Source organism: Arthrobacter sp. MOO21 (assembly GCF_057369995.2).
In genome coordinates this window covers 2,357,397-2,372,089 of sequence record NZ_CM170671.2, presented here as the reverse complement: position 1 = coordinate 2,372,089, position 14,693 = coordinate 2,357,397, and the positions used below count along the sequence as shown (strand labels likewise).

Below are 14,693 nucleotides of genomic sequence, written 5' to 3'. Positions count from 1 at the left end.
CAGGAGGACATTCAATGGCGAACCCCAGCCCCGGAAATTCGATCACCCTGCGCGTGGAAGCACCGTCAAGCTTCACCGCCACCAGCGAGCTTGCCGCAGCCGTGGGAGCAGCAGGCGCTGCCATCACCGCGCTGGACGTCACAGAGTCCCACCACGAAACCCTCGTCGTGGACGTCACCTGCAACACCACTGACGACGCCCACGCTGAGCGCGTCAAGGACGCCCTTAACGCCCTCGACGGCGTCACGGTCCAGCACGTCTCGGACCGCACCTTCCTGATGCACCTGGGCGGAAAGCTCGAAGTCGTCCCCAAGGTGCCGCTCCGCAACCGGGACGATCTGTCCCGCGCCTACACCCCCGGCGTCGCGCGCGTCTGCCTGGCCATTGCCGAGGATCCCGCAGCCGCCCGCAACCTGACCGTCAAGCGCAACACCGTCGCTGTGGTCACCGACGGTTCCGCAGTGCTGGGCCTGGGCAACATCGGCCCCGCCGCCGCCCTGCCGGTCATGGAGGGCAAAGCCGCCCTCTTCAAACAGTTCGCCAACGTGGACGCATGGCCCGTCTGCCTGGACACCCAGGACACCGAGGAAATCATCCGCACCGTCAAGCTGCTTGCACCCGTCTTCGGGGGCGTGAACCTGGAGGACATCGCCGCTCCGCGCTGCTTCGAGATCGAGGCCCGCCTGCGCGAGGAACTGGACATTCCGGTCTTCCACGACGACCAGCACGGCACCGCCATCGTGACCCTGGCCGCCCTGGTCAACGCCCTGCGCGTGGTGGGCAAGAAGATCGCCGACGTCAAGATCGTGGTGTCCGGGGTCGGCGCCGCCGGTTCCGCCATCATCCAGCTGCTCAAGGCCCAGGGCGCCCGGCACATCGTGGCCGCGGGCCGCTCCGGCGCCATCCACAAGGGCGAAACCTACAGTGATTCCCACCGCACCTGGATCGCTGACAACACCAACGAGGAAAGTTTCTCCGGCAGCCTGCACGAGGCCCTGGTGGGCGCCGACGTCTTCATCGGCGTCTCCGCCCCGAACATCCTCGGGGAAGAGCACGTTGCCTCCATGGCCAAGGACGCCATTGTGTTCGCCATGGCCAACCCCACCCCCGAGGTGGACCCGGCAGTTGCCTCCCGGCACGCCGCCGTCGTGGCCACCGGCCGCAGCGACTTCCCCAACCAGATCAACAACGTCCTGGCCTTCCCCGGGCTCTTCCGCGGACTCCTGGACGCCGGGGCAAGCGACATCACGCCGGACATGCTGGTGGCCGCCGCAGAGGCAATCGCCAACCGGGTGAATGATAATGAGCTCAATGCGAGCTACATCATCCCGAGCATTTTCGACCCGCACGTGACCGCGGACGTCGCGGCTGCCGTCGCGGCTGCGGCCCATGCCTCAAACGTTGCAACGGCTGCCGAACCGGCCGACTCTGCCAAGGAATCAGTGCCGGCACTCGCCTCCGCCTGACCCGCCCGACTTCCAGCCAAAGGAAAGGACCAGAAATGGCCATCACCGTCACAGATCCCCGGCCCATCGCCCGCGCGGAGGAGATCCTCACCCCGAAGGCACTGGCCTTCCTGGAGGAACTCCACACCCGCTTCGCAGGCACCCGCAACGAGCTCCTGGCGGCCCGCTCCGCCAAGCGGCAGCGCGTGGCAGAGACCGGCAAGCTGGACTTCCTGCCGGAGACCAAGGACGTGCGCGACGGCGACTGGAAAGTTGCGCCCGCCCCGGCAGCCTTGCAGGACCGCCGGGTGGAGATGACCGGGCCTGCGTCCCCGGCAAAGATGGCCATCAATGCCCTGAACTCCGGCGCCAAGGTGTGGCTGGCGGACCTCGAGGACGCCAGCACACCCACCTGGGCCAACGTCATCGACGCCATCCTGAACCTGAGGGATGCCGCCCAGGGCACCCTCAGCTACACCTCGGATGAGGGCAAGGAGTACCGGCTTCGCACGGACGCGCCGCTCGCCGTCGTGGTGGCCCGCCCCCGCGGCTGGCACATGCAGGAAAAGCACCTCCTCGTCAACGGCGAGCCCGCCGTTGGTGCGCTGGTGGACTTTGGCCTGCACTTCTTCCACATCGCCAAGCAGCTGGTGCTGAACGGCCAGGGCCCGTACTACTACCTGCCCAAGATGGAGAGCCATCTTGAAGCCCGGCTGTGGAACGACGTCTTCGTCTTCGCCCAGGACTACCTCGGCCTGAACCAGGGCACCATCCGGGCCACGGTCCTGATTGAAACCATCCCCGCCGCCTTCGAGATGGATGAGATCCTCTACGAACTGCGGGACCACGCCTCCGGCCTGAACGCCGGCCGCTGGGACTACCTTTTCAGCATCATCAAGTACTTCCGCGATGCCGGCGAGGAATTCGTCCTGCCGGACCGGGCCTCCGTGGTGATGACCGCCCCGTTCATGCGCGCCTACACCGAGCTGCTGGTCAAAACCTGCCACAAGCGCGGCGCCTTCGCCATGGGCGGCATGGCAGCGGTCATCCCCAACCGCCGCCACCCCGAGGTCACCGCGGCCGCTTTCGAGAAGGTGCGTGCGGACAAGACCCGCGAGGCAAACGACGGCTTCGACGGCTCCTGGGTTGCCCACCCGGACCTGGTCCCCACCTGCCGGGAAGTCTTCGACTCCGTGCTCGGTGACAAGCCGAACCAGGTGGACAAGCAACGCCCGGAAGTATCGGTCACCGCGGAACAGCTGCTTGACGTCCAGTCCGCCGACGGCCAGGTCACCGAGGCGGGCCTCCGACTGAACCTGTATGTCGCCGTCGCCTACACCTCCGTGTGGCTGTCCGGAAACGGCGCCGTGGCCATCCACAACCTGATGGAGGACGCCGCCACGGCGGAGATCTCCCGCTCGCAGGTATGGCAGCAGATCCGCAACAAGTCGATCCTGGCCGACACCGGCAACACGGTGACCAGGGAACTGGTGGAAAAGATCCTGGCCGAGGAGACCGAACGCCTCCGCACCGAATTCGGTGACGAGGCCTTCCGCCGCTACTACCAGCCGGCCAGCGAACTGATCGCGGACATCTGCCTCTCCGACGACTACACGGACTTCCTCACCACTCCGGCCTACGAACTGGTGGACTGAGATGACAGCACCCAAGCCCTCGCTCTCGGCGGGGGACCTCGCATCCATTGATGGGCAACTGGCCGCCACGGACCGGCTCCTGGAGCGGAACTACCCGGGTGACGACGGCTCCCGCCAGCCCGTGCACACCGTGTACGTGCCCGCGGACCGTTTCACGCCGTCGTTCGCCGCCGACTGGGGCGCCCAGGCGGCGGCGACCGCGGAAGCCCACGGCGGCTTCGAAAAGCTGGGCCTGCTCCTGGGCCAGGAAGCGGGCCTCGCCGGGGCCGTCGCCTCCCGCGTGGCCGCCAAGCTGGCCACGGAACCGATCGAGGACCTGCGCCTGGACTTTGAGGACGGCTTCGGGGACAGGGGCGACGACGCCGAGGACGCCGCCGCGGTTGCTGCGGCGTCCACAGTGGCAGCCGCAGTCGCGGCGGGCTCGGCTCCCCCGTTCATCGGTATCCGCTTCAAATGCTTCGAATCGGCCACCCGCGCGCGTGGCCTGCGGACACTGGACCTGTTCGTCTCCGGCCTCGCCGCAGCCGGCGAGCTGCCCGAGGGACTGGTCCTGACCCTGCCCAAGGTAACCACCGTGGCCCAGGTGAAGGCCATGGACTACGCGGTGTCCCGGCTGGAGGAGGTCCACTCGCTGCCGACGGGCCGGCTCCGCTTCGAAGTCCAGGTGGAAACGCCGCAGCTGATCCTGGGTCCGGAAGGAACGTCCCCGGTGGCGCAGCTGCCGCACGCCGTGCCCGGGCGCATCAGCGGCCTGCACTACGGCACGTACGACTACTCGGCATCCCTGCAGATCTCCGCCGAGTACCAGTCCATGGAGCACCCGGTGGCCGACTTCGCCAAGGAAGTCATGCAGCTGGCCGTGGCCGGGACCGGGATCCGGCTCTCCGACGGCTCCACCAACATCATCCCGGTGGGTGACAACGTGGAGAACGCCTGGCAGCTGCACGGCCGCCTGGTCCGGCGGTCATTGGAGCGCGGCTATTACCAGGGCTGGGACCTGCACCACGCCCAGCTGCCCAGCCGCTTTGCCGCCACCTACGCCTTCTACCGCGAGGGCCTGCCGGCCGCCGCCGCCCGCCTGCGCAACTACGTGGAGCGCACCGAAGGCGGCGTCATGGACGAGCCCGCCACCGCCCGAGCGCTGGCCGCCTTCGTTCTTCGCGGGGTCCAGTGCGGCGCCGTCGGTGCCGAGGAAGTCCAGGCGCTTGCCGGCGTCGGAATTCCCCAGCTCACGGGGCTGGCGCACCCCCGGCTCGCCACCACTTCCAACTCCTAAGCAAAGGATCTTTGATGGGCAAGTACTACTCCCCCAGCGGCGGACTGCCGCCGCAGACCCACCTCACCACCGAGCGGGCCATCGTCACCGAGGCGTACACGGTGATCCCGAAGGGCGTGATGACGGACATCGTCACGTCCAACCTGCCCGGCTTCACCAACACCCGCTCCTGGATCATTGCCCGCCCCATCTCGGGCTTCGCCACCACGTTCTCCCAGCTGATCGTTGAGATCGGCCCGGGCGGCGGCGCCCCCAAGGCCGAATTCGAGGCCGGCGTGGAAGGCGTCGTCTTCGTCACCCGGGGCAAGGTCAACCTCACCCTCGACGGCGAACTGCACCAGCTCGAGGAAGGCGGCTACGCCTACTTGGCTGCCGGTGCAGAGTGGGGCCTGGAGAACGTCTCTGACGACGTTGTGTCCTTCCACTGGATCCGGAAGGCCTACGAGCGCCTTGAGGGGTACGAAGCCAAGTCCTTCGTCACGAACGAAAAGGACGTTGAACCCACGTCCATGCCGGACACCAACGACGTCTGGAAGACCACCCGCTTCACGGACTCCAACGACCTGGCGCACGACATGCAGGTGAACATCGTGACGTTCCAGCCCGGCGGCGTCATCCCGTTCCCGGAGACCCACGTGATGGAACACGGCCTGTACGTCCTGGAGGGCAAGGCCATGTACCTGCTGAACAACGACTGGGTTGAGGTGGAGGCCGGCGACTTCATGTGGCTGCGCGCCTTCTGCCCGCAGGCCTGCTATGCCGGCGGCCCGGGCGAGTTCCGCTACCTGCTGTACAAGGACATGAACCGCCAGGTGAAGCTGACCTAGGCTTTCCGCAGGCCCAGCGTGACACAACAGCAGGCGCCGTTATGGACCTCCATAACGGCGCCTGCTGCTGGTTTAGCGGCTCAGGCCGCCGGGTTGAGGACCACCTTGATGCAGCCGTCTTCCTTCTTCTGGAACTTCTCGTAGAGTGCCGGCGCACCGTCGAGGTTGGAGCGGTGGGTGACCAGGTCCATCACACCCAGCGGATCGGCGTCGTCCTCCACCAGCGGCAGCAGCTGGTCTGTCCAGCGCCGCACGTTGCACTGGCCCATCCGCACCTGGAGTTGCTTGTCGAACATGGTGAGCATCGGCATGGGGCTGGCCTGTCCCCCGTACACGCCGCTCAGCGAGAGCGTGCCGCCCCGGCGCACAGCGTCGATGGAGGCGTGCAGCGCGGCCAGGCGGTCCACCCCGCCGGTCTCCATCGCCTTCTGCGCCAGCTTGTCCGGCAGGAGCCCCAGCGCCTGGTGGGCGAAACCGGCCACGGGCGAGCCGTGGGCTTCCATTCCGACGGCGTCAACCACCGCGTCCGGGCCTCGCCCGCCGGTCATCTCCCGGAGTTCATCGCCGATGGTTTTGCTGTAGTCCAGCGTTTCCACACCGTGCCGGGCAGCCATGGCGCGGCGTTCGGGGACGGGGTCGACGCCGATCACGCGGAAGCCCTGGTGCACGCCGATCCGGCCGGCGAACTGGCCCACGGGTCCCAAACCGAACACGGTCAGGGTTCCGCCCGCCGGAACGTTCGCGTATTCCACGGCCTGCCAGGCGGTGGGAAGGATGTCCGAGAGGAACAGGTACCGCTCGTCCGGAAGCTCGCTGCCCACCTTGACCGGGCCGTAGTCGGCGTGCGGCACGCGCAGGTACTCAGCTTGGCCGCCAGGGACGGAGCCGTAGAGTTCGGAGTAGCCAAAGAGCGCCGCGCCCGAGCCTTTCTCCCGCACCTGGGTGGTTTCACACTGGGACTGCAGGCCTTGCTTGCACATGAAGCAGGAGCCGCAGGAGATGTTGAACGGGACCACCACGCGGTCGCCCTTGCGGAGGTTGGAGACGCCACTGCCCACCTCCTCCACGATGCCCATCGGCTCGTGGCCGATCACGTCGCCTTTGTGCATGTAGGGGCCCAGGACTTCGTACAGGTGCAGGTCCGAGCCGCAGATGGCGGTGGACGTGATCCGGATGATCGCATCCGTCGGTTCCTGGATGACCGGATCGGGCACTTCTTCCACACTTACCGACCGTTTTCCTTGCCACGTCAGTGCTTTCACAGTCTCCCTTTCGTTGCAGAGTGTCCTTCGACGCTATCTGCTTTTCGCAGGAAAAGTAAGCATGCTGATCAAATACTTGTGGTCCGTGGCCGCTGCTTCTAGCGTTGGAAGGGCCACGTACCCAGGCATGACCGGATTGCGAACGAAAGAGGAACACCATGTCGCTGTACCAGCCGGAACCAGTCGAGATCTCCACGCGCATGCGGCCGGGCGAGTGGACCGAAGCCAGCCTGGTGGAGCTGGTGAACACCTACCGCACCCGGATCAGCGAGATGGGCGCGGCCGCCGCGGATATCGTCACCGACGTCGAGCGGAACGACGACGGGTCCGTCAAGGTGGCCGTGTCCTGGGCCAAGCCCGCGGCGGCAGGCGGCGAGGGCCAGGTGCCGGGCGGCCAGCCGCTCTAAGGCCAGCCGCTCCAGGGCAAGCCGGCGGTCCTCAGGGGTTCGGCTGCAGGGCCAGGAGCCGGCCGATCACGCTGGAGCCAAGGTTGTCCAGCAAGTCGCGGGGGCCGCTGTAGACCTCGGCGGCCCCGGCATCCCGGAGTTCTGCCGCGTTGATTCCCCCGCAGGTCAGCCCAATCGAAGGGATGCCCAGCGCCGCGGCTGCCTTCATGTCCCAGACCGCGTCCCCCACATAGACAGCGTCCCCGGCGTCCACGCCGACGGCGTCCAGCGCCGCCTGGAGGATGTCGGGGGCCGGCTTGCTTTCCGCCGCGTCATTGGCGCTGGTGGCAGCATCGATGAAGGCATCGGCATCCAGCACCTGTCGCATCACCTGGAGGTCCTTCTCGCGGGCCGATGAGGCGAGCGCCACCACCAGGCCGCCGGCGTGGCATTGGCCCAGGAGGTCCTTCACGCCGTCGAACGGCCGAAGGGAAGGCCAGTGCGAGGCATACAGCGCCCCATGGCTGGCCATAATGTCCTCATCCTCGGAACGGTCCCGGCCGTCAGGGAGCAGGTTGTCCACGAGCCTGGCTCCGCCCATCCCCACGAAGTGGTGGATGTTGGCCATGGGCACATCGTAGCCGTACTGCCGGAACGCACCCCACCACGAGAGGGTGTGGAGGTAGGACGAATCGATCAGCGTCCCGTCGACGTCAAAGAGAACCCCCCGGCGGCGGCCGCCAGGGGGTGGTGCGGCGGCCATCAGCCCACTACCGCCCCACGCGCCGTGGGCAATTTCTTGTGTGCCGCAGGCACCTTCTTGCGCCTCGCCGCTTCCTCCTTGGGAACGCTGACAGGCCGCACGCGGTCACGGATGACAGAGCCCGCACCGTCGTGGCTCTTGTCCCGGATCAGGCCGGTGCCGGCAATTTCGCGCGCCATGGCTACGCCGGCGACAGCCGCCCTCTTGGTTGGAAAAGTCACTGAGATGGCCATCAGGTTACCGGCCCCGTCCAGCATCCTGAGGCGGTAACCGCCGTCGGGGGCGTCCACGAGCTCAAAATGTCCGGCCATTGCTATCACTCCTCGGTCAATCACGGCGCGATGCTTGGGAACACGCCGTGAGGTGTTGGTAAGTATACTTATCTATTCCGCGAAGGAGAAGTTCCAGCCCCGACCCGCGCCGCCTCAGCGCGAATCCACCCTGTCCGGCGGAATGGGGGTATCACTGCGCCGAACCGTATCCTGATGCAGCTCAAGAGCGCTAGTCACAAGGGCGAAGTGACTGAAGGCCTGGGGTGTGTTGCCCAGCTGGCGCCGGGCCTTCACTGCCCATTCCTCACTGAGCAGCCCCACGTCGTTCCGCAGTTCCAGCAGGCGCTCGAAGAGCTCCCTGGACTCTTCCCGCCGGCCCGCACCCAGGAGCGCCTCCACCAGCCAGAACGAGCAGGCCAGGAAGACACCCTCATCACCCGGCAGGCCGTCGTCGCTCTTCTCCGGCCGGTAGCGCAGCACGAAACCGTCCTGGGTCAGCTCCTGCTGGATGGCCTCGATGGTCCCGACCACCCGGGGGTCGTCGGGCGGCAGGAACCCCACCCGGGGGATCAGCAGCAGGCTGGCGTCCAGCTCGGGACGGCCGTAGGACTGAAGGAACGTGTTGCGTTCCGCATCGAAACCGTTGGCCATGATGTCTTCACGGATCGTGTCCCGCAGCGCCTCCCACCGCTCCACGGGACCAGGCAGGCCGGATTCACGCACCCCCTTCACCATGCGGTCGGCCGCCACCCAGGCCATGACTTTCGAATGGGTGAAGTGCCTGCGCGGGCCCCGCATTTCCCAGAGCCCGTTGTCCGGCTGGTCCCAGATGGTTTCGAGGTGTTCCATCAGGGCCACCTGCACGTCCCAGGCCTCGTCGGTGTGTTTGAGCAGCGAGTTGCGCGTCAGGGCGAGGCAGTCGAGCACCTCGCCCCAGACATCCAGCTGGAACTGTTCCGCCGCCGCGTTCCCGATGCGCACGGGGGTCGAATTCTCGTAGCCTTTCAGCCAGCTCAGCTCCATCTCGGGCAGCCGCCGCTCACCGTGGATCCCGTACATGATCTGCAGGTCGGCAGGGTCACCGGCCACGGCCCGCAGCAGCCAGTCCCGCCAGGCGGCAGCCTCCGCCGTGTAGCCTGCCGCCAGCAGGGCCTGCAGCGTCATGGTGGCATCCCTCAGCCAGCAGTAGCGGTAGTCCCAGTTGCGCTGTCCTCCGGGCTGCTCCGGCAAAGAGGTGGTGACGGCTGCGACGATTCCGCCCGTGGGGCCGTAGGTCAGCGCCTTCAGCGTGACGAGGGAACGCACCACCGCTTCCTGGTACTGCCCCTGGAACGTGCATTGGGAAGCCCACCCGCGCCAGAACGCAAACGTGCTCTCCAGGACCTTTTCGGCCTCCACGGTGACAGGACGCCCCACGTGGCTGGGCGCCCAGGTGAGGACGAACGGCACCTTCTCCCCTGCCTTGACGGTGAAGTCGCTGAACGTATGCATGTTCTCGCCGTGCAGGGGCGCAGGGGTAACGAAGTAGACCGCGTCCGGTCCGGCGATCGCGTGCAGGCCATACTTGTCCCGGCGGACCCAGGGGACGATGTGCCCGTAATCGAACCGCAGGGTCAGCTCGCCGTGCATCCTGACGGTGCCGCTGATCCCCTCCACGATCCGGACGATGTCGGCCACGGAGTCACGCGGCGGCATGAAGTCGGTGACCCGGACCGTCCCCTCGGGCGTTTCCCATTCCGTGTCAAGGATCAGGCTGCCGTCACGGTAGCCGCGCCGGGTGCAGGTGCCGCCGCCTTCGGGCGCAAGCAGCCAGCGGCCCGCATCTGGAGTGTCCAGCAGCGCATTGAAGCAGGCCGGCGAATCGAACCGTGGCAGGCAGAGCCAGTCGATTGAGCCTTCCTTGCTGACCAGGGCTCCGGTTTGAAGGTCGCCCACCACCGCGTAGTCCTCAATTCGCGCCATGTCATTACCCTGCCACACACAGGTGCCGCGGGAGGGGGAAATTGCGGGTGTAGCCTGAGGCAAATGGCAATCCACATCGGCACCTCCGGCTGGAGCTACGACCATTGGGAAAACGTCCTGTACCCGCCGGGGCTGCCCGTCCGGGACAGGCTGCAGTGCTATGTCTCCCGGTTCGACACCGTGGAACTGAATGCCAGCTTCTACCGGTGGCCGCGCGATACGACCTTCGCCGGCTGGAACAGGCGCCTGCCGCCCGGGTTCAGCATGTCCGTCAAGGCTCCGAGGGGGCTGACCCACGCCCGGAAGCTGTACTCCCCGGAGGTTTGGGTGGAGCGCATTGCCCGGTGCTGGCATGAGCTCGGCGACAAAAGGGCCGTGCTGCTGGTCCAGTTGCCGCCGCAGTTGGCCCGGGATGACGCGAGGCTGGACTACTTCCTGGCGGCGGTTCCGTCCTGGATCAGGGTGGCCGTGGAATTCCGGCACCCCACGTGGGAAAGCCCCGAGGTGTTTGCGCTGCTGGAACGCCACCAGGCCGCCTACTGCATCATGAGCGGCGCCAACCTTCCCTGCACGCTGCGCACAACAGCCCCTTTCGCCTATGTCCGGCTGCACGGGCCGGACCAGCAGCACCTGTACGGCGGGTCGTATTCGGACGCGGACCTGCACTGGTGGGCGGACCGGATCAGGGAGTGGGCGGGCGGGGGCCTTGACGTCTACGCGTACTTCAATAACGACGGCGGCGGCAACGCCGTGCGCAACGCGGAGACTTTGAAGCGCCTCCTTGGAGACGGCTGATGCCACGGAACACCGCCTGCAGCGGGCTCCGCCGCACCCTGTGGCAGAGTGGTGCCATGGATAATGCGCTCTCGGGAAACCAGGTCTTCCGGCTGGCCCACAGGCTCTCCGACGCCGTCAACGACGTGCGGATCCAGCTGGCCCAACGCTGGAACTTCGTTCCCCAGACCATCGCCTACCAGGGCTACGGCTCCACCACCCGGGTGCGGGTGCTGGGACGGGTACTGCTGACGCGGAAGCCGGCGCCGGGCAGCAAGGCCGAACACGAAGCAAGGAACGGCAACCAGAACATCCGCGGCTGGCGGGCCTTTACCAGCGTGCCGCTGCAGTACAGCGACGTCGAAATCACCATCGACGGCACCGTCACCCACGTCACGGCGGACCGCGGCGGCCTGATCGACACGGAAGTGGATGTCCAGCTGTCGCCCGGCTGGCACACAGCAGTCTTGCGGGCGGAGGGAACGGAGCCCGCCGAGGCCCTGATCCAGGTGATCGCCCCGGACGTGAAGTTCGGGATCGTCTCGGACATCGATGACACCGTCATGGTGACCGCCCTCCCGCGGCCCTTCCTTGCCCTCTGGAACACCTTCGTGCTCAGCGAGCGGGCGCGGATGGCCACGCCCGGGATGGCAGTGCTGCTGGACCGGCTGACCATTGAGCACCCCGAAACCCCGGTCATCTACCTGTCTACCGGGCCCTGGAACGCCGCACCCACCCTGGCGCGGTTCCTCAACCGCAACATGTACCCCAAGGGCGCGCTGCTGCTGACGGACTGGGGGCTGACCCAGGACCGCTGGTTCCGCAGCGGCCAGGAACACAAGCACCGCAACCTGGAGCGGCTCTCGCAGGAGTTCCCGGACATGCGGTGGCTCCTGATTGGCGACAACGGCCAGCACGATGAAGCGATCTACTCAGCCTTTGCCGCGCAGAATCCGGACAAGGTGGCGGCCATCGCCATCCGGCAGCTGTCCATCAGTGAGTCGGTGTTCGCCGGCGGGCACTCCGAGGACGGCGACCACACCACGTCCCGGGTGCCGTGGATCTACTCGCCGGACGGCGCCGGCATCGCCAAACAGCTGGCGATGCTCGACCTGCTCTGAACCTGGCCCACAACCGCCCGCCCTGCACCACGCCTGACCTAGGCGCTGGCACCCAGGGCAGCGCCGTCGTCGGGCGCTTCACTTGCAAGGACCTCCGGAACCGCCGCCTGCGCAATCGCGGCGTCCGCCGCTGCCGCGAGGTTCCGTTCCTCAATGAGCTCCTGGAACCAGAAATAGGAGGCCTTGGGCGTCCGCTCCAGCGTCTCGAAGTCAACGTGCAGGAGGCCGAACGGCTGGTTGTAGCCGGCGGACCACTCGAAGTTGTCCAGGAATGACCACACATAGTAGCCGCGCAGGTCCACGGACGCGGCCTCACCGCCCGGGGCCGTGGCCCGCAGGGCGGTTTCGAGGTGGTCTGAGATGTACTTGAGCCGGCGCTCGTCCGGGATGAACCTGGTGTTGGTGGACTTGTCCCGCACAATGATGTCCTCGAAGCTCGCTCCGCCTTCGGTGATGATCACGGGCGGAAGGTTGGGGTAGCGTTCGGCCATCTCCTTGAGCGCGACCGCCATGTACTCCGGCTTGACGGGCCAGCCGTAGGCGGTGATGTCCGCCTCCGGCCAGGTCTCCAAATGGAACGGGGTTGCACCGCTGCCCGTGGCGGTGAGGTCGCTGCCCATGGCCTCCGCCATGCTCGACGGCACCGCGCCGCCGCCCGGCCCCGCCGCCACTTTGGTGGGCATGTAGTAGTTGAGCCCGTAGAAGTCCAGCGGCTGGGAGATGATTTCCATGTCCTCCTCAGGGTGCTCGAAGGAGCTGAAGAACTTGGCGGCACGGATGAGGTCCGGGTACTTGCCCGTGAGGACCGGGTCCGCGTAGAGCCGGTTCTGTCCCAGGTCCATCAGCCCGGCACTGATCTTGTCCAGGGGATTGATCGAATTCGGCACCATGGGCGAGTAGACGTTCGTCATGCCAATCTCGCCGGGCACGCGCGCCGCGCGAAGGGCCTGCACGGCGAGTCCGTGGCCCAGCAACTGGTGGTGGACCGTGGGAAAAGCCCCCAGGGCCAACTCCTTGCCCGGTGAGTGCAGCCCGAATGAGTAACCGTTGGCGCTCACGGTGGCCGGCTCGTTGATGGTCACCCAGCGGGCTACCCTGTCCCCGAACGCCTCCGCCACCAAGGCGGCGTACTCCCCCAGGCGGTAGGCGGTGTCCCGGTTCATCCAGCCGCCGGCTTCGTCCAGTTCCAGGGGCGTGTCCCAGTGGTAGATCGTGGCCATGGGCGAGATGCCGTTGTCCAGGAGCTCGTCCAGGAGCCGGTCATAGAAGGCCAGGCCGGCCCGGTTGGCCGGACCGGTTCCGCCGGGCTGGATGCGCGGCCAGGAGAAGGAGAACCTGTAGGAGTCCACGCCCAACTGCTTCAGGAGTGCGACATCCTGCGGCATGCGGTGGTAGTGGTCGGTGGCCACTACCGGGCTGTGCCCGTCCACGATGGCCCCGGGCCTGGCGGCGAAGACGTCCCAGCCCGCCGGCCCGCGGCCATCCTCGTCCAGTGCCCCCTCGATCTGGAATGCTGCGGTGGCGACGCCAAGCGTGAACCCCTGGGGGATGAGTGCTGCGAGGTCCTTGGCGGAGATGTGCATGGAGGTTCAGCCTTTGTGACGGTAATTGGAGTACGTCCCACAATGGCACAGCGGAGGGCAGCTTACGAGGAGAATCTCCGCGGCGCCCCTCCGGCGCCTACTGGGAGCCGAACAGGAACTCCTTCGCATGTGCCACGGCCTTGCGGAAGGCGTCGTTGCGCAGGGTCACCAGGTGCTCAGTGTCGCCGTCGGACGGTTCAAGGTAGCCGGTGTACCCAGGCCGCAGCATCCAAATGTCACCCGCGGGCGGAAGGTAGAACACCCCGAAGGAGCGCTGCTGCGTGTCCTCCGCCGTCCAGACCGGCACTACGGCCAGTGCGGCGCCTGTTGCCGGGTTGATCCATTGGGCACGCGGCAGCGGCTCTTCATGTGCCTCGGGGTCCAGGAAGGGGGCGGTGCCCTTGCCCCAGCGCTGTTCAAAGCGCTCATGGAAGGCCGGGATCAGGGGCGAGTCGTAGCGGCGCCAGTCGCTCATGCGGTTGTCCTCCTCGGGGTGTGTCAGGCCCAGGGGCCGCTTTCCCAGCGGACCGGCGTCACGCGGATCGCTGGTCCGGACGGTTCGCTGCGGCCGGGTCCGTGCCGGACGGGAATGATGATGGGTGCCGATGAATTCAGCTTCCTGTCGTAGGCGGCGCGGCGCTCCGGGTCACGCAGCACGCTGAACGCCTGCATGATCCTGAGGAGTTCGGCCTCCTGCGCGGGTTCCTGGCCGGTTCCGTTTGCCTGGCCCAGGCTGCTGTCCATGTCCGGATGATGGCTTCTCATGAGGGCCCGGTAGGCGCGCGCGATCTCCTGCTGCGTGGCATCGGCACCCACGCCCAGAATGCTGTAGTAGTCGCCCTTGTCGCTCATCCCGGCCCTCCCGTGGTGCCGGGCGGAGCGGCTTGTTGCCCCGCCCGGCGCAGGCTTCCTGCAGCCGCCCCGGCTAGGTTCCGATTTCCTGCCGCTGGCCCTGCTGCGTCTGGATCTCGATCTTGCGCGGCTTGGCCTGCTCGGCGACGGGAATCCGCAAGGTCAGGACCCCCTGGTCGTAGCTTGCCTTGATCTTCTCCGTGTCCAGGGTGTCGCCGAGGATCAGCTGCCGGCTGAAGACGCCGCGCGGACGCTCCGCGGCCACCAGCTCCACATTGGGCTGGGTTGGATCCTGGCGTTCGGCACGCACGGTGAGGACATTGCGTTCAACGTTCAGGTCCAGGGAATCCATCTTCACTCCGGGGAGGTCGAACGCCACGACGAATTCGCCGTCCTCCTGCCACGCGTCCATGGGCATGGCGGCCGGCCGGGCCGCAGTCCCGAAGACCTGCTGCGTGAGCCGGTCCAGCTCACGGAACGGGTCCGTACGCATCAACATCATTTCCCACTCCTTA

At 67.0% G+C, this 14,693-nt stretch carries 15 protein-coding genes; 7 read left to right on the top strand and 8 right to left on the bottom strand.

Annotated elements, in window-relative coordinates:
• Window positions 1-14 precede the first annotated feature (14 nt).
• The 4 genes from AC2JAJ_RS11000 to AC2JAJ_RS10985 are packed head-to-tail and all read left to right on the top strand — an operon-like array spanning window position 15 to window position 5,203.
• Window positions 15-1,466, top strand: coding sequence for an NAD-dependent malic enzyme (locus AC2JAJ_RS11000; protein WP_486415854.1), 1,452 nt, complete (start codon window positions 15-17; stop codon window positions 1,464-1,466).
• A gap of 35 nt (window positions 1,467-1,501) precedes the next feature.
• The gene (gene aceB / locus AC2JAJ_RS10995) at window positions 1,502-3,100 is read left to right on the top strand and encodes a malate synthase A (RefSeq protein ID WP_486415855.1); all 1,599 of its coding nucleotides are present in this window, start codon (window positions 1,502-1,504) and stop codon (window positions 3,098-3,100) included.
• Between the two features lies 1 nt (window position 3,101).
• Complete coding sequence (locus AC2JAJ_RS10990) at window positions 3,102-4,376, top strand: DUF6986 family protein (protein WP_486415856.1); 1,275 nt, start codon at window positions 3,102-3,104, stop codon at window positions 4,374-4,376.
• A gap of 14 nt (window positions 4,377-4,390) precedes the next feature.
• A complete protein-coding gene (locus AC2JAJ_RS10985) occupies window positions 4,391-5,203 on the top strand; it encodes a bifunctional allantoicase/(S)-ureidoglycine aminohydrolase (protein WP_221383472.1) in 813 nt (270 codons plus the stop codon).
• 80 nt (window positions 5,204-5,283) lie between these two features.
• Here the strand turns inward: AC2JAJ_RS10985 and AC2JAJ_RS10980 are convergent, their stop codons facing one another.
• Entirely contained in the window at window positions 5,284-6,465 is a 1,182-nt protein-coding gene (locus AC2JAJ_RS10980; RefSeq protein WP_221383473.1) for a zinc-dependent alcohol dehydrogenase, read from the bottom strand.
• Window positions 6,466-6,623: 158 nt separating this feature from the next.
• Here AC2JAJ_RS10980 and AC2JAJ_RS10975 point away from each other — a divergent pair, with 158 nt between their 5' ends.
• On the top strand, window positions 6,624-6,872 hold the full coding sequence (locus AC2JAJ_RS10975; protein ID WP_486415857.1) for a hypothetical protein: 249 nt from the start codon (window positions 6,624-6,626) through the stop codon (window positions 6,870-6,872).
• Window positions 6,873-6,903: 31 nt separating this feature from the next.
• On the opposite strand, the gene AC2JAJ_RS10970 is transcribed toward AC2JAJ_RS10975, so the two are convergent.
• From AC2JAJ_RS10970 to AC2JAJ_RS10960, 3 genes are all read right to left on the bottom strand, one after another.
• A complete protein-coding gene (locus AC2JAJ_RS10970) occupies window positions 6,904-7,614 on the bottom strand; it encodes an HAD-IA family hydrolase (RefSeq protein WP_501053114.1) in 711 nt (236 codons plus the stop codon).
• On the bottom strand, window positions 7,614-7,925 hold the full coding sequence (locus AC2JAJ_RS10965) for a hypothetical protein (protein WP_221383476.1): 312 nt from the start codon (window positions 7,923-7,925) through the stop codon (window positions 7,614-7,616). Before AC2JAJ_RS10965 ends, AC2JAJ_RS10970 begins: the two co-directional genes overlap by 1 nt.
• A 114-nt stretch (window positions 7,926-8,039) precedes the next feature.
• A complete protein-coding gene (locus tag AC2JAJ_RS10960) occupies window positions 8,040-9,848 on the bottom strand; it encodes a glycoside hydrolase family 15 protein (protein ID WP_501053113.1) in 1,809 nt (602 codons plus the stop codon).
• A 63-nt stretch (window positions 9,849-9,911) separates the two neighbouring features.
• Between AC2JAJ_RS10960 and AC2JAJ_RS10955 the strand changes: the two genes are divergently transcribed.
• The gene (locus tag AC2JAJ_RS10955) at window positions 9,912-10,643 is read left to right on the top strand and encodes a DUF72 domain-containing protein (protein ID WP_486415859.1); all 732 of its coding nucleotides are present in this window, start codon (window positions 9,912-9,914) and stop codon (window positions 10,641-10,643) included.
• Complete coding sequence (locus AC2JAJ_RS10950) at window positions 10,643-11,743, top strand: App1 family protein phosphatidate phosphatase (RefSeq protein WP_374226130.1); 1,101 nt, start codon at window positions 10,643-10,645, stop codon at window positions 11,741-11,743. Before AC2JAJ_RS10955 ends, AC2JAJ_RS10950 begins: the two co-directional genes overlap by 1 nt.
• 38 nt (window positions 11,744-11,781) lie before the next feature.
• On the opposite strand, the gene AC2JAJ_RS10945 is transcribed toward AC2JAJ_RS10950, so the two are convergent.
• The 4 genes from AC2JAJ_RS10945 to AC2JAJ_RS10930 all read right to left on the bottom strand — a co-directional run bounded on the left by AC2JAJ_RS10945 (window position 11,782) and on the right by AC2JAJ_RS10930 (window position 14,677).
• Window positions 11,782-13,326 carry a glycoside hydrolase family 1 protein gene (locus AC2JAJ_RS10945; RefSeq protein ID WP_486415860.1) on the bottom strand — a complete coding sequence of 515 codons (1,545 nt, stop codon included), beginning with the start codon at window positions 13,324-13,326 and terminating at the stop codon, window positions 11,782-11,784.
• A gap of 97 nt (window positions 13,327-13,423) precedes the next feature.
• A complete protein-coding gene (locus AC2JAJ_RS10940) occupies window positions 13,424-13,801 on the bottom strand; it encodes a hypothetical protein (RefSeq protein ID WP_221383480.1) in 378 nt (125 codons plus the stop codon).
• Window positions 13,802-13,824: 23 nt separating this feature from the next.
• Window positions 13,825-14,178, bottom strand: a complete 354-nt coding sequence (locus AC2JAJ_RS10935) for a J domain-containing protein (protein WP_221383481.1) — start codon at window positions 14,176-14,178, stop codon at window positions 13,825-13,827.
• 73 nt (window positions 14,179-14,251) lie between these two features.
• Window positions 14,252-14,677 carry an Hsp20/alpha crystallin family protein gene (locus AC2JAJ_RS10930; RefSeq protein ID WP_221383731.1) on the bottom strand — a complete coding sequence of 142 codons (426 nt, stop codon included), beginning with the start codon at window positions 14,675-14,677 and terminating at the stop codon, window positions 14,252-14,254.
• Between the last annotated feature and the right edge of the window lie 16 nt (window positions 14,678-14,693).

Excerpts from the sequence above, each read along its gene's own strand:
- AC2JAJ_RS10955 (WP_486415859.1), top strand. The coding sequence starts at position 9,912 with ATGGCAATCCACATCGGCACCTCCGGCTGGAGCTACGACCATTGGGAA.
- AC2JAJ_RS10940 (WP_221383480.1), bottom strand. The coding sequence starts at position 13,801 with ATGAGCGACTGGCGCCGCTACGACTCGCCCCTGATCCCGGCCTTCCAT.
- AC2JAJ_RS10950 (WP_374226130.1), top strand. The coding sequence starts at position 10,643 with ATGCCACGGAACACCGCCTGCAGCGGGCTCCGCCGCACCCTGTGGCAG.
- AC2JAJ_RS10945 (WP_486415860.1), bottom strand. The coding sequence starts at position 13,326 with ATGCACATCTCCGCCAAGGACCTCGCAGCACTCATCCCCCAGGGGTTC.
- AC2JAJ_RS10965 (WP_221383476.1), bottom strand. The coding sequence starts at position 7,925 with ATGGCCGGACATTTTGAGCTCGTGGACGCCCCCGACGGCGGTTACCGC.
- AC2JAJ_RS10935 (WP_221383481.1), bottom strand. The coding sequence starts at position 14,178 with ATGAGCGACAAGGGCGACTACTACAGCATTCTGGGCGTGGGTGCCGAT.
- AC2JAJ_RS10985 (WP_221383472.1), top strand. The coding sequence starts at position 4,391 with ATGGGCAAGTACTACTCCCCCAGCGGCGGACTGCCGCCGCAGACCCAC.
- AC2JAJ_RS10975 (WP_486415857.1), top strand. The coding sequence starts at position 6,624 with ATGTCGCTGTACCAGCCGGAACCAGTCGAGATCTCCACGCGCATGCGG.
- aceB (WP_486415855.1), top strand. The coding sequence starts at position 1,502 with ATGGCCATCACCGTCACAGATCCCCGGCCCATCGCCCGCGCGGAGGAG.
- AC2JAJ_RS10960 (WP_501053113.1), bottom strand. The coding sequence starts at position 9,848 with ATGGCGCGAATTGAGGACTACGCGGTGGTGGGCGACCTTCAAACCGGA.
- AC2JAJ_RS10990 (WP_486415856.1), top strand. The coding sequence starts at position 3,102 with ATGACAGCACCCAAGCCCTCGCTCTCGGCGGGGGACCTCGCATCCATT.
- AC2JAJ_RS10930 (WP_221383731.1), bottom strand. The coding sequence starts at position 14,677 with ATGTTGATGCGTACGGACCCGTTCCGTGAGCTGGACCGGCTCACGCAG.
- AC2JAJ_RS10970 (WP_501053114.1), bottom strand. The coding sequence starts at position 7,614 with ATGGCCGCCGCACCACCCCCTGGCGGCCGCCGCCGGGGGGTTCTCTTT.
- AC2JAJ_RS11000 (WP_486415854.1), top strand. The coding sequence starts at position 15 with ATGGCGAACCCCAGCCCCGGAAATTCGATCACCCTGCGCGTGGAAGCA.